The organism is Ohtaekwangia sp. (assembly GCF_036568665.1).
In the GTDB taxonomy this organism is placed as follows: Bacteria; Bacteroidota; Bacteroidia; order Cytophagales; family Cyclobacteriaceae; genus Ohtaekwangia.
Map to the genome: position 1 here is coordinate 1 of NZ_DATCSD010000376.1, position 19,035 is coordinate 19,035.

The 19,035-nt window shown below is 43.8% G+C and carries 16 protein-coding genes, 1 tRNA gene and 1 pseudogene; 11 read left to right on the top strand and 7 right to left on the bottom strand.

All coding sequences use genetic code 11. From position 1 onward, the window contains the following. Positions 1 to 482: pseudogene (locus VIN08_RS21950) on the bottom strand (3-oxoadipyl-CoA thiolase); the annotation flags it as partial. Between the two features lie 147 nt (positions 483 to 629). Here VIN08_RS21950 and VIN08_RS21955 point away from each other — a divergent pair. Together VIN08_RS21955 and htpG are read left to right on the top strand one after the other, a co-directional pair. Continuing rightward, the gene (locus VIN08_RS21955) at positions 630 to 1,094 is read left to right on the top strand and encodes a DUF4293 domain-containing protein (protein ID WP_331969838.1); all 465 of its coding nucleotides are present in this window, start codon (positions 630 to 632) and stop codon (positions 1,092 to 1,094) included. Positions 1,095 to 1,191: 97 nt separating this feature from the next. Continuing rightward, the gene (htpG, locus tag VIN08_RS21960; protein WP_331969841.1) at positions 1,192 to 3,102 is read left to right on the top strand and encodes a molecular chaperone HtpG; all 1,911 of its coding nucleotides are present in this window, start codon (positions 1,192 to 1,194) and stop codon (positions 3,100 to 3,102) included. Between the two features lie 166 nt (positions 3,103 to 3,268). Here htpG and VIN08_RS21965 read toward each other — a convergent pair whose 3' ends face one another. The 5 genes from VIN08_RS21965 to VIN08_RS21985 form a co-directional block, all read right to left on the bottom strand. Next, positions 3,269 to 4,030, bottom strand: coding sequence for a geranylgeranylglyceryl/heptaprenylglyceryl phosphate synthase (locus tag VIN08_RS21965; protein WP_331969843.1), 762 nt, complete (start codon positions 4,028 to 4,030; stop codon positions 3,269 to 3,271). 2 nt (positions 4,031 to 4,032) lie between these two features. After that, on the bottom strand, positions 4,033 to 4,440 hold the full coding sequence (locus VIN08_RS21970; protein WP_331969846.1) for a hypothetical protein: 408 nt from the start codon (positions 4,438 to 4,440) through the stop codon (positions 4,033 to 4,035). A gap of 4 nt (positions 4,441 to 4,444) precedes the next feature. Further along, positions 4,445 to 4,801 (bottom strand): phage holin family protein, encoded by a 357-nt coding sequence (locus VIN08_RS21975; RefSeq protein WP_331969849.1) that lies wholly within the window; start codon positions 4,799 to 4,801, stop codon positions 4,445 to 4,447. 60 nt (positions 4,802 to 4,861) lie between these two features. Beyond that, on the bottom strand, positions 4,862 to 6,481 hold the full coding sequence (locus tag VIN08_RS21980) for a Na/Pi symporter (protein ID WP_331969852.1): 1,620 nt from the start codon (positions 6,479 to 6,481) through the stop codon (positions 4,862 to 4,864). 170 nt (positions 6,482 to 6,651) lie between these two features. Further along, positions 6,652 to 7,842 (bottom strand): M20 family metallopeptidase, encoded by a 1,191-nt coding sequence (locus VIN08_RS21985; protein WP_331969855.1) that lies wholly within the window; start codon positions 7,840 to 7,842, stop codon positions 6,652 to 6,654. Positions 7,843 to 8,096: 254 nt separating this feature from the next. Here VIN08_RS21985 and VIN08_RS21990 point away from each other — a divergent pair, with 254 nt between their 5' ends. The 3 genes from VIN08_RS21990 (at position 8,097) to VIN08_RS22000 (ending at position 13,646) form a co-directional block, all read left to right on the top strand. Next, positions 8,097 to 10,010, top strand: coding sequence for a family 16 glycoside hydrolase (locus VIN08_RS21990; RefSeq protein WP_331969857.1), 1,914 nt, complete (start codon positions 8,097 to 8,099; stop codon positions 10,008 to 10,010). Positions 10,011 to 10,028: 18 nt separating this feature from the next. Further along, complete coding sequence (locus tag VIN08_RS21995; RefSeq protein ID WP_331969860.1) at positions 10,029 to 11,972, top strand: c-type cytochrome; 1,944 nt, start codon at positions 10,029 to 10,031, stop codon at positions 11,970 to 11,972. Positions 11,973 to 12,086: 114 nt separating this feature from the next. Next, on the top strand, positions 12,087 to 13,646 hold the full coding sequence (locus VIN08_RS22000) for a hypothetical protein (RefSeq protein ID WP_331969863.1): 1,560 nt from the start codon (positions 12,087 to 12,089) through the stop codon (positions 13,644 to 13,646). 6 nt (positions 13,647 to 13,652) lie between these two features. Here the strand turns inward: VIN08_RS22000 and VIN08_RS22005 are convergent, their stop codons facing one another. Continuing rightward, positions 13,653 to 14,396, bottom strand: a complete 744-nt coding sequence (locus VIN08_RS22005) for a toxin-antitoxin system YwqK family antitoxin (RefSeq protein WP_331969864.1) — start codon at positions 14,394 to 14,396, stop codon at positions 13,653 to 13,655. 202 nt (positions 14,397 to 14,598) lie between these two features. Between VIN08_RS22005 and VIN08_RS22010 the strand changes: the two genes are divergently transcribed. The 6 genes from VIN08_RS22010 to VIN08_RS22035 all read left to right on the top strand — a co-directional run. Further along, positions 14,599 to 14,673: transfer RNA gene (locus VIN08_RS22010), tRNA-Val, on the top strand. A 273-nt stretch (positions 14,674 to 14,946) separates the two neighbouring features. Then, complete coding sequence (locus VIN08_RS22015) at positions 14,947 to 15,894, top strand: site-specific DNA-methyltransferase (protein WP_331969867.1); 948 nt, start codon at positions 14,947 to 14,949, stop codon at positions 15,892 to 15,894. Then, positions 15,884 to 16,342 (top strand): BglII/BstYI family type II restriction endonuclease, encoded by a 459-nt coding sequence (locus VIN08_RS22020; protein WP_331969870.1) that lies wholly within the window; start codon positions 15,884 to 15,886, stop codon positions 16,340 to 16,342. The genes VIN08_RS22015 and VIN08_RS22020 overlap by 11 nt, the downstream gene beginning before the upstream one ends. Beyond that, positions 16,326 to 17,573 (top strand): hypothetical protein, encoded by a 1,248-nt coding sequence (locus VIN08_RS22025; protein ID WP_331969873.1) that lies wholly within the window; start codon positions 16,326 to 16,328, stop codon positions 17,571 to 17,573. The genes VIN08_RS22020 and VIN08_RS22025 overlap by 17 nt, the downstream gene beginning before the upstream one ends. Before the next feature lie 9 nt (positions 17,574 to 17,582). Next, complete coding sequence (locus VIN08_RS22030; protein ID WP_331969876.1) at positions 17,583 to 18,635, top strand: SNF2-related protein; 1,053 nt, start codon at positions 17,583 to 17,585, stop codon at positions 18,633 to 18,635. 123 nt (positions 18,636 to 18,758) lie between these two features. Then, positions 18,759 to 19,035: hypothetical protein (locus VIN08_RS22035; protein WP_331969879.1), on the top strand; the 277-nt coding region annotated here is incomplete at its 3' end.

Below are 19,035 nucleotides of genomic sequence, written 5' to 3' on the forward strand. Positions count from 1 at the left end.
TATGGATAGTATAGCTTGGAAAGCCTGGAGTTTATAAACCTCCATCCCAATGTTGTATCAATCAACTCCTGCTTGCGACCGAAAGGTTCTTCTGCTTTGGCCATTACAAACGGAGCGCGCGTCATACTCTCTACACCACCCGCTATATATAGCTCTCCATTGCCCCCTATAATTCCCTGTGCTGCCTGCATGATTGCCTGCAAACCGGAAGCACATAAACGATTTACGGTTACACCGCCAATTGAAACGGGCAAGCCTGCCAGAAGCAGTGCCATACGTGCAACATTACGGTTGTCTTCTCCGGCCTGATTGGCAGCACCTATAATAACATCTTCAATCTGCGATACATCAATAGCAGAATTTCTTTTCAGCAATTCACGAATGGCGTGAGCAGCCAGATCATCGGGGCGCACGGTTGCCAAAGCGCCACCATATTTCCCCACCGGGGTACGTACGATATCAACAATATATACTGGTGTCATGTATTGCGAGGTTGTAGTTGCTTCCTATACACACTTCCTGGCTGGCTATACCGTACAAGGCAATGCTCGATAGAGAAGCGGTGGTTAAAAATTTCTTTTTACTTTTGCACGCTTGCAACAAAGTAAGCAAGTTAACGCAACCAGCACATGTGGCAAAGAATTCAAACAGTATTTCTGGCAATCGCTATTATCAGTTTAGTGGCGGCAATCTTTTTTCCAATATGGATTTTTCAGGATGCATCGGGCAAGATGTATGAACTATATGCACTGCACTATACCGTGATCGATAAAGGTGTACGCACTACAACATATTTCCCCTATTCTATTACCGCTATTTTGTTGATTGCCGGTGCAACACTGGCTTTTATTGAAGTAAGAAAGTTCAACGACCGCATTGCGCAAATCAAAATGGGTGCGCTCAATTCACTGATCATCGCAGCCGCTATGTGCGTAGGAGTATACTTTGGTACCTCCATGATCAAAACATTTCAAGGCGGAAGATATGGCTTTGGATTATGGCTGCCGGCTGTTGCCGTAGTCTGCAACTGGGCGGCTATTCGTTTTATTAAAAAAGATGAAAAGCTTGTACGTGACTCGGATAGGCTCCGCTAATTTCTGCCATCCTGACACGCAAATCTTTCTGGAATAACATTTGAAATCCTCGCACCCGAGGATTTTTTATTTTAAAACCCTATTAAAACTGACAACTATGGCAGAAACTGTAGAAGCACGTGAAAAAGGTACCATTTCCATTCACACCGAGAATATCTTCCCGATCATTAAAAAATTTCTGTATTCCGATCACGAAATATTCCTGCGCGAGTTGGTATCAAACGCTGTTGATGCTACTCAAAAACTCAAGAAGCTTGCATCTATAGGAGAGTTCAATGGTGAGCTGGGCAACCTTACTATCGAAGTAAGCTTTGATAAAGATAAAAAGACCATCACCGTTAGCGACCATGGTATAGGCATGACAGGTGAGGAAATAAAAAAATATATCAACCAGATCGCTTTCTCCGGAGCCTCCGAGTTTGTGGAGAAGTTCAAGGATAAAGGTGATGCAAAAGACATCATTGGTAAATTCGGTCTCGGATTTTACTCGGCCTTTATGGTAGCCGATAAAGTGGAGATCATTTCCCGATCGTATAAAGCCGGAGAGAACGAGGCTGCGCGTTGGGAGTGTGATGGCTCCACTGAATTTGAACTTACACCTGCTTCGCGTAAAGAGCGCGGCTCGGATGTAGTCCTGCATATCAACAGCGACTCAGAAGAGTTTCTGGATGAATGGAGACTGAAAGGTATACTTGAAAAATACTGTAAGTTCCTCCCGGTAGAAATCAAGTTTGGAACAAAGGATGAAAATGTAGAAGACGGTGTAGATGCTGAGGGCAAACCGAAGTTTACAACCGTTAAGAAAGATAATATCATCAACAATCCGGCTCCGCTTTGGGCAAAATCACCAAGCGAATTGAAGGATGAAGATTATCTGAAGTTTTATAAAGAACTATATCCGTTCTCGGAAGAACCCTTGTTCTGGATACACCTCAATGTAGATTATCCATTTAATCTCACAGGTGTTCTATACTTCCCGAAAGTAAAGAACGACTTTGAACTGCAACGAAATAAAATTCAGCTGTACTCACGCCAGGTATTTATTACCGATGAGGTAAAAGACGTAGTGCCTGACTTCCTGATGTTGCTGCACGGTGTGCTGGATTCACCCGATATACCGCTGAACGTATCACGAAGCTATTTGCAAAGTGATGCCAATGTGAAAAAGATCAGCCAGCACATTACCAAAAAAGTAGCCGATAAACTCCAGGAGTTATTTAAGAAAGATCGCGCTGACTTTGAGAAGAAATGGGATGACATCAACATCTTTGTGAAGTACGGCATTATTAGCGATGAAAAATTCTATGATAAGGCGAAAGACTTCACGTTGTTCAAGAATGTCGATAGCCAATATTTTACGTTCAACGAGTATAAGGACAAGGTTAAACCCAACCAGACTGACAAGGATGAAAATATAGTATATATATATACGTCTGACCCCGGCAAGCAAGACAGCTTTATACAAGGCGCAAAGAATAAGGCATATGATGTATTGTTGCTGGATGGTGTACTCGACAGTCACTTCATCAATACATTAGAGCAAAAGCTTGAAAAGACACAACTGAAACGTGTTGATAGCGAAACTGCCGACAAACTCATCGATAAAGGAGAGAAGGTAGAAAGTGTACTCAGCACCGAAGAACAGGAACAGGTGAAAGGTATATTTGAGAAAGCTATCAACAATAAAAACTTCCATGTAGCGATTGAGCCAATGGCTCCTGGCGATCTGCCGGTGATCGTAACGATGAGCGAGTTTATGCGCAGGATGAAAGATATGGCCAAGACCGGTGGCGGAGGCTATGCCTTTATGGGAGCTATGCCTGATAACTATAATGTATCGGTAAATAGTAATCATCCGATCACACAAAAAATTCTGAAGGCTGAAAGCGAAGAAGCAAAAACCAAACTGGCCAAGCAAGCGTATGATCTTGCTCTTCTGTCGCAAAACCTGTTAACAGGTGCAGACCTTACGAATTTCATCAAGCGTAGTGTGGAGCTTGTTTCGTAGAGTTTAGTTACACGGTTTATAAATTTTATAGAAAGGGTGCTTCGAAAGGAGTGCCCTTTTTATTTGGGGACCGTTATCCGTTAATGGTTACAGGTTATCCGCGAAGGGATGTCGGTAAGTATATATAGGCTCTACTAACTATTAACGATTAACCGATAACGGTTAACTACTTCCCCGCTTCGCTCTGGTTCCACTCATATACCTTGTCGGCAATCTCAATGAGCAGTTCCGGATCTTTCTCCAGTGCATTACCGATCACAATCATATCGGCTCCTGCTTCCAGTGCTTTGAAAGCTTTTACGCTGGTGTTTATACCACCGCCTACAATCAACGGAGCATTCACTGCTTTTCGCACCGCTGCGATCATGCGCGGACTAATTTCCTTTTCAGCACCACTGCCGGCATCGAGATATATAGCTTGCAGGCCTAGCATTTCACCGGCCATGGCAGTACATGCCGCCAGGGAATATTTATCGTCAGGTATAGGTGTTGTATTGCTGATATAGGCTACGGAAGTTGTGCGCCCTGAGTTGATCAGCATATACCCTGTCGGAATTACTTCGAGTTTTGTATTACGAATTACAGGAGCAGCGATCACATGCTGCCCGATGAGCAACTCCGGATTTCGTCCGGATATTAATGAGAGAAATAATATAGCATCGGCAGAAGATTCTACCTGCATCGAGTTACCCGGAAACAATACTACCGGTATAGTAACACTCTGCTTGATGCGTTTAACAATCTCTGAAAGATTGGTTGTAGTAACGAGGCTTCCTCCAACAAAAAAGAAGTCGACACAATTTTCACTGGCCAGGTTTATAAGCTGGTTAAGCTGGGAAGGTTCTTCCACTTTATCAGGGTCGATCAGCACAGCGATCGATTTTTTCCCCGCCTGCTTGCGCGCCTGCAGCGATTGTATAATGTTCATGTTTACTTCTCTTTCACTTCTGTTTTCTCTTCGAGAAACTCGGTAAGTTTTTCTTTGGCTATACTGAGTAAAAACGCCATGGCCTGTCCGGCAATTGCATTACCAATATGCGATACTATACCGGGAGTTTCTGCCTGCGACACTACTTCTGTTTCTACTACCTGCTCCGGAGCTTCTACTGCTTTAACGATCTTTACTTTGCGTTTCCTGGATTTTGATTCAGAACCTCCGGCTAATTGACGGATCAGCAGATACGATACTGCCAGCGATCCGCCAATGATAAGCGCATTTGTTAATACCTTCTGCGTACGTTCGGAGATGAGCTTTACTTCTTCTTCCAGTTCTTCACGATGCCGTGCAGATTTCTTCAACAGTTCAGCTTTCAGATCATTCGTTTCAAGCAATTCCATAATGCTACTTTTTCTTTTTGGTCAATAAATCAGCAAGCTCTTTTTCCAGCTTGTTAAAGATCGCTTCGCGCGATAGCAGTGTAACAATGGCGAGCAGCAGGTAAAATGCCGCAACCAAGGCAAAGCCTCCAAAAGTTCCGATGGACTCGCCTATCTTAAACGCCAGCGCCACACTGAAGAAAATAATAAACAATATAAACGTAAATGCGATGGCTATGAATACAGCTATACGCGAGAGGCCCTTCGCCAGGTCTTCCTTTATCTCCAGCTTCATCAACTCGACCTTGGTCTCTACATATCCTGTAAGATTCTGAACCAGGCTATCGAGCTTGAAAAACTTTATCACAGAGTCCTTGATCATGCTTTCGTCACGTGTAAATGAGTCCACGCAATATAGACAGAAGATCGGACTTTTAGGGCGCTACTGAACCTCAAACTTCACCAGCTTTTCGGTGTCAACCACCACGTTGTCGTGCTGCAGAACATCGTGTTGCAGCATTAGCCTGAGAGGTGCGCTGATATAGTAACGATGCGTCATGGAATCCTGCGGTGCCTGATAGTTTACATTGCAAACATATACCGAGTCAAAAGTTTGTGAAGCCATGTTCATTTGTTTCAGTATCTGATCGATGCATGCTTTATAGCGCCCGTGTTCATCTTCTCCGTCCCAGCAAAAACCCGGGCGATCGAGCAGAAACATTTTCTCCCCCACAAACAATGTATTGTTCTGTACAGATACCGGGTATATTAGCGAAGGCTCCTCTCCCGCTACAGGCTCTTCTCCCGGAAACTGCGACCACTCACCGCTCTGCTTGCGTTTGTTGATGCGTGCCACCATACGATAAAAATTATGATCGTTTGATGAAACTCTCTTCTCGTAGGTGAGGTGGTATGTTTGAATGGAATCCTGATTAAAGTATATCAGCGAGAAGGGTATAAAGAAAAACGTGAGCAACAAAAACAGAAATCCTGCCAGGCGATATTGCAGGGTAATTTTACCCAACCCATTCGCCAATTCTATGGGCAACCTGCGAAGTACCGGTATAGGGAAGAACAGTATAACACCGATGAAATTAAAAAGGAAGTGCGCTATAGCTATACTGATGGCTCCGGCAGTATTAGTATTTAATATAGCGGCTATAAATGCTGTGATGGTTGTGCCTACATTGGCACCCATAATAAAGGGTGCAGCTTGCCGTAGGGTAGCGATCTTTTTAGCTACGATCGGAACCACTACTGATGTAGTGATGGTACTCGAACGTATAGCAGCCGTTGTGAGTAAACCCCACGAGAATGACTTGATCTGATTCTTAAAGAAGAATCTGCTGAATGCCTCCGGAGATTTAGCACGCAACAGATCAGAAATAAGTCTGCGGAAAATCAGGATCGAACCGAAGAGCAATACCAGCGCTAACACTGCCAGCACAAAAGGACTTGGAATAACCTGATGCAACAGATCGCTAAGCGGTGAAAACCCTGACCACGAATGCGAAACATCCTTCGTTACAGCAGCCGGCAACGGCTTGAAGAAGTAGTGTGCTATACGGAACGAGATCGTTGATAAAAAGCTATAATAATACTCCAGTGGAAACAGCACGAACACCGTGAGTAAATTAAAGAACACATGATATGAGCCTGCTGCTACTGCTCGTCTAAATTCTTTCTTGCGACTGATAAAACCCAACGATACGATCATGGCCGTAATGGTTGTACCCACGTTGGCGCCCATAATGATCGGTATAGCACTCTCGAGTGTAATGGAACCGGAAGCAACAAAAGCCACTACCAATGATGTAGTAGTAGAACTGCTTTGCAACATGGCCGTAATAAGCAGCCCTATAAATAAACCGGCAAAGGGATTGGAGGTTGCCAGCAAAATAGTTTCTGCTACCGTGCCACCGAGGTGTTGTAATGATGACACCAACAGATCGAGCGCAAACAGAAAAAGTATCAGCGCACCTAAAATATAGAGAACGATCCGGAGGTTGCTCCAGATTCTTTTGTTGGGATCAGTGTGTGGCGTGGTTTCCAATGCTTGCAATGAACGTAAAGATACGTCAGGATATTACAGAAGAATAGTTCATTAATATTTTTAACACAGGTTTAATATAGGCTGCCTCTCCTGCCGGATAGTATATAGCTATTGGCCCTAAAATATACCCTGTTTTCCGCTATATCATCAACAGCCTGCTCTATATATAATCAATTTATCTATAGCGCAAGCTCTTTTATAGCCATCCACGCCATAAGCCCCGGGCCGATCTTGAGTGCATCCTCATCAATATCGAAGGTAGGTGTATGCACATACGATTTTATACCCTTCTCGGCATTGCTGGTGCCCAGGCGATAGAAAGATGCCGGTATAACCTGCGAGTAGTACGCAAAGTCTTCTGCTCCCAGCGTAATGTCTATATCAAATACATTTTCACTTCCTACATAGTCAACAGCGGCCTGGCGTAATCTGCGTGTAAGCTCCGGGTTGTTTTCGAGGTATGGATATCCATGTGATATCTCCACTTCACAACGGCCTCCCATACCTTCGGCTATACTCTCGGCCATTTTCTTGATCTTCTCTAAACCGGATGCACGCCACACTTCATTCATTGCACGAAATGTACCCGCTATATTTACCTCGTCCGGTATAATATTCGTGGCTCCTTTACCAATGATGTTGCCAAAGGTTAATACCGTTGGTTGCTTAGGACTTGCATTGCGACTGATGATCTGCTGCAATGCGATAATGATATGCGATGCGATCACGATCGGATCAATCGCGAGATCAGGCGCAGCACCATGGCCACCTTTACCTACTACACGCAGGTATATTTCATCGGCACTCGCCATATACATACCTTCACGAAAACCTATTTTGCCTGCAGGCAGCAATGGAAAAACATGTTGCCCTATAATTCCGGCAGGTCGCGGGTTTTCCAGTGCACCATCGCGTATCATATACGATGCTCCTCCCGGATTTTTTTCCTCGCCCGGTTGAAACAGAAAACGTACGGTGCCTTCGAACTGATCTTTTACTTCATGCAAAATTTTGGCAGTGCCCAGTAATGATGATGTGTGAACATCATGACCACAGGCATGCATAACTCCTTCGTTCTTTGATTTATAGGGAACATTGTTAGCCTCCAGTATAGGAAGCGCATCCATATCGGCCCGTAAGGCAATAGTTTTCTTATCCGGATTTTTTCCTTTTACATCGGCTACAAGACCCGTGGTAGCCAGACTTTTTATATCCTTAATTCCGAATGAGCGGAGTTGCTCATCAACATATTTTACGGTATTAAATTCTTCATACGACAACTCAGGATTTGCATGCAGGTGTCTGCGAAACCCTACTACCTGTTCACTGTATGCCTGCGAAAGTGATTTTATTTTATCCAGAAGACTCATAACGACTTTGATCTAGGTTTCAAAAGTAACGTTCCTGTGTCAGATTGAAAAAAACGTGTCAATACACGGGCAGAATTAAAAATATTTAAAAATGGAAGAGATGCGTTCAGGGAACATCGCTTGTCGCTTGTTTCTATGATTTGAACAGTCCGCTAACATGAAACATCGGTCACACAACAATAAAACTTTTGTGAAAACCAATGAATCCTCAGATATTCGAACCCTTCACAAAAAGAATTTTAACCCAAACGCCCATGCATAAAAAAGTTCTCATGGCACTTGTAGCCATGGCTAGTATCGTAACGGTGTACGCCCAGGATGCTTCGGTGAAAACCCTTTCTTTGCAAGATATGTCGGCCTTTAAATCACAGGCAGGCAACTGGCAGATAGTAGGCGATGTAACCATGGATCCCAACGTAGATGTACATCATGAACCTGCCACTGCACCTGCAGAGACAGGGAAGAAAAAAAAGAAATCGAAAGATGAATCCGTTCATCAGGCACCCCAGGCAGTAACTTTTACAGCCGGCACCGGTGTGTTGCTGAACATGAACGATGACACGAAGAAAGATAATCTTCAAACAGCGTTCGAACATGGCGACATTGAACTTGAACTGGAAGTGATGTTGCCGAAAGGCTCTAACTCCGGTTTATACCTGCAAGGCCGCTATGAAGTACAGTTATATGATAGCTGGGGAGTAAAGACTCCAGCCTTCTCGGATATAGGAGGTATATATCGCAACTGGGAGAGTGAGCCCTCTAAGATATATATGGGTAAAGCGCCTCTCAGCAACCCGGCAAAAGCTCCGGGCCTCTGGCAAAAATTGAAAATATCTTTCCGCGCTCCGAAGTTTGATGCTTCCGGAAAAAAAATTGCCAATGCGCGTTTTGTTTCAGTAGAGCTGAATGGCGTACGCATACACGACAATGTTGAAGTTCCGCTGCCAACCGGTGGTCCTGTAGAAAACAACGAGAAGCCTACCGGCCCGATTATGATACAAGGCGATCATGGTCCGGTAGCATTTCGCAATATCCGCTACAAGCTGATGAAGGAACTGAATGTTACCGTAAGTGATATATCCTATAAAACTTTTAAAGGAACATTTGGTGAAGTAGATGACTTTGCTACATTGAAACCTGTTAAAGCAGGAGCATCGCCTGAGTTAACAGCCGAAGTGCTGGATGATGAGAACATGTACGGCATCATCTATACCGGCAAGATCAACATTCCGGAAGATGAAACGTATCACTTCGATCTCAGCTATACCGGGGGTATAACTTTCTCCATCAACAACCAACGTGTAGTAGATGAGCAACGTCCTGATGGTGGCGGACGCCAGCGCGCAACGGTAGCGCTGAAGGCCGGCTCTTATCCATTTGAGATTGCAAATTACAAGACTGCTTCATGGATGCCCCCTCGCCTCGGGCTCACAGCACATACTGCTAATTCTTACCCGGTAGTGTTGAATGCCTATAATTCGTTCCCTCCGGATGATGATCCGACTTCTCCTATATTAATTCAGGCGGGTGCAGAGCCAAGGTTGCTTCGCGCATTCGTTGACTTTAAAGGCGACAGACGCCAGCGAATAACACACTCTATTGGCGTGGGTGATCCCAACAAGATCAACTATGTATATGACCTTGATGCCGGTAATCTTGCCTGTGTATGGCGCGGAGATTTTGTAGATGCGACACCTATGTGGCATGATCGCGGTGATGGATCATTCCGCCCGCGAGGAGCCGTACAATATTTATTTATGAGTCAGCCGCTGGCGTTCCTTGCATCGGCTAATGATCCTTTTCCTGCTACCGGCAAAGAAGGCGAGTTCCGCACAAAGGGGTATATCATTGAAGAGACCACCAACCGCCCGGTGTTCAAGTATATTTACCAGGGCCTTGAAGTAGAAGATAAAGTATACCCTGACGATCAGGCACGCAGCATTGCGCACGACATCACGATCAAGAACCGCGGTACTAAAACCGGGCTATACTATAAACTTGCCGAAGGCTCTGCTATTCAAAAATTACCGAACGGATCGTACGCTGTAGATGATAAGCAATACTATATCAAGACCAGTGCAGCCGCCACTATCCGCGATGTAAATGGTAAAAAAGAACTGGTTGTAGCGGTTGACGGCAGCAGTGTTAATTATTCCATCATCTGGTAAATGAAAAGTATAACAGACATGAAGAAACTGATTCAACTCCTATTTATAGCTGCTGTACTTGTTCAAGGTATACAGCACGCACAGGCACAGGGCAAAATTCCTGCTGAATCCGATTATTATACGATGGTTACTATACCAGCTCCCGAAGGTGTATTGCTGGAAGTAGGCGGAGTAGCAACACTACCCGATGGCAGAATTGCCGTAAGTACACGCCGCGGAGATGTGTGGGTAATTGAAAATGCAGCGATGAACAACAGCGGCAACCCGATCTATACCTTGTTTGCTTCAGGATTACACGAGCCGCTTGGCCTTGTGTATAAAGATCAGGCACTCTATGCAGCACAGCGCGGTGAACTTACCAAACTGGTTGATACCAATGGCGATGGCAAAGCAGATGTATATGAAACTATATATGCATGGCCTATATCTGGTCACTATCATGAATACTCGTTCGGTCCCAAGATCGCTCCCGATGGAAGTTTCTTTGTAACAGGCAACGTGGCTTTTGGTGATGAAGAATGGTGGCGCGGAGAAAGCCGCAGACCGTGGCGCGGGTGGACCATGAAGATACATCCTGACGGAACACTCGAGCCATGGGCAACCGGTATGCGTTCTCCCTGTGGCCTGGGTATGATTGATGGCGAGTTTTTCTATGATGATAACCAAGGCGACTGGATGGGATCGGGTGGAATATTCCACGTAACGAAGGGAAGCTTTACCGGGCACCCGGCTGGCTTACGCTGGACGAATCTTCCTAACTCTCCGGTGAAGCTTACAACGGAACAATTATACGCCAAAGTGGATCCGCGAAGAGAAAAGAAAAATGGTCAGTATGTAAAACCTGAAAATATAGCGGACGAAAAAGATCCGAAGATGCTATACCAGATCAAACAGGAATTTCCGGAAACACGATTGCCTGCTGTGTGGTTGCCACATGGTGTACTCGGTATATCAAACTCAGAAATTATTCGCGATGAAACGGCAGGCTCTTTCGGTCCTTTTGCCGGACAGATTTTTGTTGGCGATCAGGGACAAAGCAAAGTGATGCGTGTTGTGATGGAGAAAGTGAAGGGCGAGTTTCAGGGAGTAGCGTTTGACTTTCGCGCAGGTTTTCAATCCGGTGTATTGCGTATGAACTGGGGTCATGACGGATCCATGTATGTAGGAGAAACCAACCGCGGCTGGGGCTCTGCCGGTACAACATCATCCGGTTTACAACGGTTAGTCTGGACGGGCAAAGTTCCATTGGAAATGAAAACCGTTCGCGCGATGCCCGATGGATTTGAAATTGAATTTACCATGCCGGTAGATAAGAGTAAAGCAGAAGATCTTTCTTCTTATGTAGGCAGAAGCTTTATCTATAAATATCACCCCGTATATGGCAGCCCTACTATAAATGAAGAGAAGCTGAACATTAAAGGTGTAAAAGTTTCTGAAGATGGTTTGAAAGTACGTTTGGTGATCGACAACCTTCGTCAATACTACCTGCACGAGATCAACGTACCGGGTATACGCTCGAAAGACAATGCTATACCTGTATTGCATGCCACAGCTTACTATACTTTAAATAATATACCGGAAGGCGATAAACTTCCTGCCAGCGAGTGGAGTACCAAGAAAACAACAGCCGCTCCTGTTAAAACCACTCCGGCAAAAACAGCAACAACAGCAGTAAGTAAAAAAGCTCCGACCTACGCAGAGATAGAACCGCTGTTGGTAAAAAATACGTGTACTGCCTGCCACCAGGTAAACAAGCGCCAGGTAGGACCTGCATTTTCAGATGTAGCCAAGCGCAAGTATAGCAATGAACGTATCGTGCAACTCATCTATAATCCGGAACCCAAAAACTGGCCGGAGCATGAAACACCAATGGCTCCTATGCCGCAGGTGCCACGTGCAGAAGCGCTCAAGATCGCAGCATGGATAAATTCCCTGCGTACGGAAAAAGCGCCAACACCATAGGAAGTAAAATCACTTACAAGATCCCGGGGTATATACTCCGGGATTTTTATTTATAGTCAGATAGAGGAATAGCTATATTTAGTAGCTTTGCATTCGCTAACCTATTCTGCCGTTATGAAGAAAATCTACTGCCTGGCTATTGGTATTTTTATTCGCGTTACCCTGCATGCACAAAGCACCGATTCGCTCGTTCACTTCAGTGAACTTACATTTCATTCTGATTTTGAACGCGAAACCTTTCAGCGTTTCCACAAGGGAGATATAGATCTCTTTGCGCTCTTCATAGCTAACGGAAGCCTTTTACCAACAGAGAAAATTACCGAAAAGCGCGAAAGCTTTTATAACTACGTAAACCTGTTAGGCAATGAAAGCGCTGGCAAGAAAACGGAGAAGAAAATCAAAACACTCTACGATAATCTGCACAGCAAATACCTGGTGAAGTACGAACTCGTAAATCACTTTGAAGATATATTCTACAATGGCAACTTCAATTGTGTATCGGCCACGGCTATGTATGCGCTGACATTCGATAAACTACAGATACCTTATAGTATAAAAGAAGAGCCTACGCATGTATACCTCGTAGCATACCCCAACGCTGAGCGAATTGTTTTGCAAACAACTTCACCGTTAGGCGGATACTATACATTGAGTGATGCCTTCAAACAGGATTTTGTAAAGCGGCTAAAAGAACAGAAACTGATCAGCGCCCAGGAGTATACTTCGCAGGACTCTAAAGCACTTTTTGATAAATATTATTTCGGTACTGATAAAGAAGTGTCTCTTCAGCAACTGGCAGGATTGCAATATGTAAATGATGCGCTCTATAAAACTGATGATAAAAAAACAGAAGAAGCCTTCGCACAGATGGAAAAAGCTTATATACTCTATCCGTCAGCGCGCACCACGCAATTGCTATACTATATCGCCACTATGGCTTTTGATGCACACAAGGTAAGAGACTCAACACATGCGGTGTTATTAAGCAAGCTCGCACGCTATAAAGATTTCGGTCTGGAGCCGGAAATGATCGTAGGAGAATTTATACGCACCACGCAAGATTTACTTTTCGGATCGGCCAGGAAACAACAATATGAACAATACTATAGTATACTTACTCATTCCATTACCAATCAAAAAATCAAAGACGAACTGGCCTATGTATATAATTACGAAAGCGGCCGCTATCTCTATAACCAGGCGCGAACAAAAGATGCGTTATCTTTCCTTGAAAAAGCACTTATCCTAAAACCGAATGATGTAGATGCACAGGCACTCTTCATTGCAGCGCTCGCACAAACGTTCAATTCCAAAAACAACAACCAGGATATTATAAAAACACTGGATGATTATAACACGCGCTTCACCGGCTTACAAGCCAACAATCATTTTAATGCCATGCGTGCCACAGCCTATCTCATACAATTCAACACGAGTTATGCAACCAATAAAATAAGCGAAGGCGATAAGTATAAAACACTGTTTGAGTCTGTCGCAAATCAATATCCTGATCTTACCATCGACTCTGATCTCATTGGTCAGTCGTACTCTAACGCTGCCGTATATTACTATCGCAAAGGACAAGTATCAAAGGCGCGGCAATTCTTATCTTCCGGATTGAAATATGCCCCGAATAATTATGAGTTGATCTCGCGCCAGCAGATGATCAGGTAAAATCGATCAGCGATTCTCGATGGCAAGGTGAAACTTGTTTTGAGTAATGAAGTAATTACTCTGCGCTGTTTTTACTTTAGCGATAATATTTATCTCTTCCATCAGAAAAGCCCCGCGTGGCATAGGGAAGTTTATTTCTGCTACGCCGTTTATTACTTCCCACACACGTTGTGTATCGGTGCCTATATATCCGTCTTTAGAAAGCTCGCCAACATAAAATTCAACACCTTTACTTCCGTCCGACATTTTGAGCTGCAAAGTATAGGTTTCATTGAGTAGAATGTTATCGATAGGTGTAATAACAATGGAAGGATATTTCTGCTTTAGTTTCCCATCGGTGGTATATTCTTTCAATCCCACGCACAGGTTCCCATTGAAGTAAGGCACCTCGCACATCAGGTCTCCGGAGCGTCTGTATTTTTTTTGAATACCATGCATCAGGTCATTGTGATAAGGTGTTTCCTGACTTAGTTTTCCCGACTCATAGTAACGCCTGGCTGTTCCTTCGCGCAGGTTATTTTCATACGGTACTTCCTGGAAGAGCTTGCCCGATCTGAAAAATTCTTTTGCTATACCATGCTGCTTGCCATCCTTATATACCATCTCCTTATGCAAGGTACCATCGCTATAGTATTTTCTCCGGATGTCTTTATTGGGGTTATCAGAGGCCTCCGATGATTTTTGAGGGAAGCAGGAATATAAGGCAACGGATAGCACCAGGCTTGAGAACAACGTGGCAAGTCTATTCATGGAAGTGTTAGGAATTAGTGCAAGATAATTAATGCCCGGCAAGAGTACTGAATGATTGAACGAAGGAGTGCACTAAAAAAATTTTGCTGCGGTTAAGTCCTGAGAAACAGCCTGATTCATAGAAATGATTAAAAAAATATTTTCCGGTTTTAGGTTTTTGTTTGGAGAAACAAAAATCTCTACTACATTTGCACTCCCAAACGGGAGCTTAGCTCAGCTGGTTCAGAGCATCTGCCTTACAAGCAGAGGGTCGGGGGTTCGAATCCCTCAGCTCCCACTGAAAGTCAGCCACTTACAAGACAATTTGTGAGTGGCCTTTTTATTTGCACGTGGTTTGCACTTTAGTTTGTAACTCGACTGAGAGAGCGGAGGGAGTTGATCACTTGTGTTCTCCGATGTCGGGTTTGTCACTTTCTGACACAGCGCCGCTGTAGTTTCACGTCAAAAATGTATCTTTAATAAGTTCGAAATCTGTCAACACATTTAGCCGGTTAGCGTATGATATTAAAAGGCTCAGATCTATTTTTGCCGTACAAAATGAATTCGAGTCATGGTTGATATAATCCGTCGCTTCAACGAAGAAAAAGTAGCGAGTTCAGACTGTATGGTCTGGCTAGGCGATGTAAAAAAGTTTCTCACTAGTCTTCCCGAAGATCCAATCTTCGATCTCGTGGTCACGTCGCCGCCCTATAACATCAATAAGGAGTACGAAGAGAAACAAGCACTTGATGAATATCTTGCTTGGCAAAAGGATATTATTACCGAAATTGCAAAGCGGACAAATGAAAAAGGAAGTATCTGTTACCAAGTCGGTAACTATATAGAGAATGGCCATATCGTGCCTCTCGACATTGAGATGCATTCCATCTTCCGGGACTTAGGGTATAAATTAAGGAACAGGATCATTTGGCATTTCGGTCACGGACTTCATACTAAAAAGCGGTTTAGCGGCAGATACGAAGTTGTCATGTGGTATACCAAGAGTGACGACTATACTTTCAATCTGGATGATGTCCGAGTTCCATCGAAGTATCCTGGCAAGCGGCATTTCAAAGGGCCAAACAAAGGAAAACTTTCAGGCAATCCGTTAGGAAAAAATCCTGAAGATGTATGGAGCATTCCAAACGTTAAGAGTAATCATATTGAAAAGACAGAACACCCTTGTCAATTTCCTGTTGGACTTATCGAGCGGTTAGTTCTTTCGTTATCAAATAAAGGCGATTTAGTTTTTGATCCTTTCAGTGGTGTTGGATCGACCGGCGTGGCCTCAGTAATTCATGACAGAAGATTCTGGGGATGTGAGATCGTTGAAAAGTATGTTGAGATTGCCGAGGGACGTTTAAAGGACGCTATCCAAGGAGATGCAAAATATAGATCACACGACCAGCCAATTTACGATCATACGCAATCAAAATTGTCACAGGTGCCGGATGAAATTAAAGACGTTGGCGACAAGAAACGACTAATTCCTGGGCAACTTACAGCTAATGCGATTTGAAATACATGACCACCGAGATGCATCTTCGATAATCCCTAAGAGCTTTCAAGAAGAAATTCTCAACACAATATCTTCCTCTAATCCGAATGAGCCAATAAGCACTCAGAAGATTAGACGTGCTGTCTTAAGCAAGCTGCATGACTGCGGATGGTCAGATGGTGTGCGTATAAATCCGAAGAACTCTAAGATTGATATCACATCAATGCGTGCAGACACCGGGTTGTGTTTTCAGACCGGAAACATGAGTCGCCTGTACGCTGACATTCTAAAACTACAAACGTTGTTTGCAGAGGGAAAGATCACTGCCTCTGTATGCATTGTGCCAAAGAAGGGTTTTGCAAAAAAGCTCGGTGATAACCTTGTGAACTACGAGCGCTTTAAGAAAGAGCTTGCCATATTCTTTAAAACAGTGACTGTACCAATTCTACTCTATGGAATCGAAGAATAAAATTGAACTTGGTTGGACATATCCAAAAAGAAAAAAGTATCTCGATGATATCTCCAAAAAGACAACAGGTAAAACACAGACGGAGTATTTTCAGAATGCTACCCAGGACTTTGCCGTTCACGTTATTCCAATCGATCTACCCAAGTACCGCATTGATAATGGACGAACTTACGCGGCGCAAGCGCAGTATATAGCGTCCAAAAAGTACCCAAAGGATTTCTTTGAGAAAGATCCGGAATCAGAAACTGTGCAACAGGCACAGCATGAGATTCTCAAGGGGATGATCAAAGAGAAAGGTCTACATGATTATTTCAAAACACACGAACAGAGCAACGCAATCATTCTAAGCCACGAAGGATACGTTATTAACGGTAACAGAAGATTGTGTGCATGGCGTGAGCTTTATAGTACGGGGAAGCATCCAAAGTTTAGTCATGTTCGAGCTATCGTTCTACCACCGGCTGATCAGAAAGATATTGATGAGCTAGAGGCACGATTACAAGTGCATCAGGATATTAAGGCCGACTATACGTGGACTTCACGCGCCTTAATGTTAAAGCACAGAAAGACAGCGTACGATTATTCCATCGATCAACTCGCCGACCTTTTTGAAATGAGCAAAGGCGATGTCGAAGAGTTAATGGATATGCTCGCTTATGCAGAGACTTACCTAGAAGATCGAAATAAGGTTGGACAGTATAATCTTGTTGACCGTGCAGAGTATGCATTTCGTCAACTGCATAAGAGACGAAGCAAAATAAAGGAAGAGCCTTACAAGGATGTGTTTGAGCGACTGGCATTCTGCTTAATCGATGCATCTGAGAAGGAAGGGCGTCTTTATCAATCTATCCCTGACCTGGCTGATCACTTAGGAAAGGTTGTTGAGAAGCTCCAAGAGGAATTCAAAATTGAGGCCGTGCCATCATCGGAAGGGGCAGATTTATTAGGTGGTAGCAGCTACGCCCCTATCGCAGGCGTTATTGATTTGCTCAGCGATGAAAAGAACTATGAGCAGGCAACAACTGTGATGATCGATGCAATCGAGTCGGAGAAAGAAAAGGATAAAGAAAAGAAAGAACAGAACTTTGTCCATGCACAAGTAAAGAAAGCAAATACTGCATTACTTGAAGCTATTGCAGCAATAGATAGCAAAACGAAGAAGGAAGGCATTTCTGCGCAGGTAGAATCAATTGAATCCTCAATCAAAAAACTTAAAGACTGGCTTAAGTAACGTAAAGGGATGCGGATTCGAATAGAATATCTTAAAGATACGCGAGAGGCATTAATCTCAACCGATGAAACTGGTAAAGCTTGGTCATCTATAGTACGTGCATGCCAAGATCATTCGGACGTTGACTTTGTTGAAGTTAATGATACCGAAATTCGTCTACCGTGGTGGTCTTTCCTTTTGGCGAAAGAACCCATTGGGTATCATGTATCAAGGAATGGCGTAAAGGTCGAGTTTTCAGAAGAAGCGAAAGCATTCTTACAGGATGCTGCCAAAAAACAGGAATCGTATCGCAAAGCCGAAAAAGCTGAAGCGATAACAGAAGATAAGTTAAAGCAAATTTTAGCCGCTGCCGGATTTAAGCGAAAGCTTACAGATGAACAAACGAGAAACGTTCTGAAGCTTGCATCGTTACCAGCGGGCGCAACATTCTCAGTGCCAGGAGCGGGAAAGACAACAGAGGCACTTGCCTACTATTGTTCTCGCAAATCAGATAACACAAAACTGTTCATTGTTTGCCCGAAAAATGCTTTTGCTGTTTGGGAAGAACAAGTGGCTGAAATTTTCCCAGAAAAGAAATTAAAAGTTATTCGGTTAACAGGTGGAGTTGGAAATATTCCCTTACTGCTAGATGGAAATCCAGATGTAGCATTGATAACCTATCATCAGGTTCCGTATGTCGAAAATGTCATCGCCGGATATTTGTTAACGAACGAAGTGTTCGTCTTTCTTGATGAGAGCCATCGCATGAAGCGCGGTAACAGCGGAGTAATTGGTAGCTCGATTCTTAGCATGTCCCATTTGCCAAATGCAAAATGCATTATGAGTGGAACACCACTGCCGAATGGCCCCGGCGATCTTGTGCCTCAATTCCAATTTTTATATCCTGAGATTCCAGTGGAAGCTGACACAGTGAAGGATCTCATTAAGCCAATCTTCGTTCGTACAACAAAGAAAGAGCTTAAGATACCGGATATAACAAGGTTCGAAACAAGGATTGATTTATCACCGGCGCAGAGAACATTGTATCAGCTACTTTGCTCTGAATTTGCAAGAGAGAATTAGGCTGGCATTTCCGCAGCCGATAGACGGAAATTGCGTTCGCTTGGAAGAAGTGCCTTACGCTTAATTCAGCTTGTTTCTAACCCGGCCTTATTAGCCCGAAAGGTTGACTTCGAACACAAGGATTTGCTACGCGCCATTCTAGAAGAAGGCGATAGTCCAAAGTTATCGTATGTGACACGCAGAGCAAGAGAATTAGCCAAGCAAGGTCATAAAACAATTATTTGGTCAAGCTTTGTACAGAACGTAGAACTTGTAGCAACACGACTGATTGATCTTGGTGCTGACTATATACATGGTGGCGTCGAAGCTGGCGATGAGGAAGAAGAATACACGCGTGAAAGAAAAATAAAGCGTTTTCATGATGATAAAAATGCTTGGGTGCTGGTAGCAAACCCGGCAG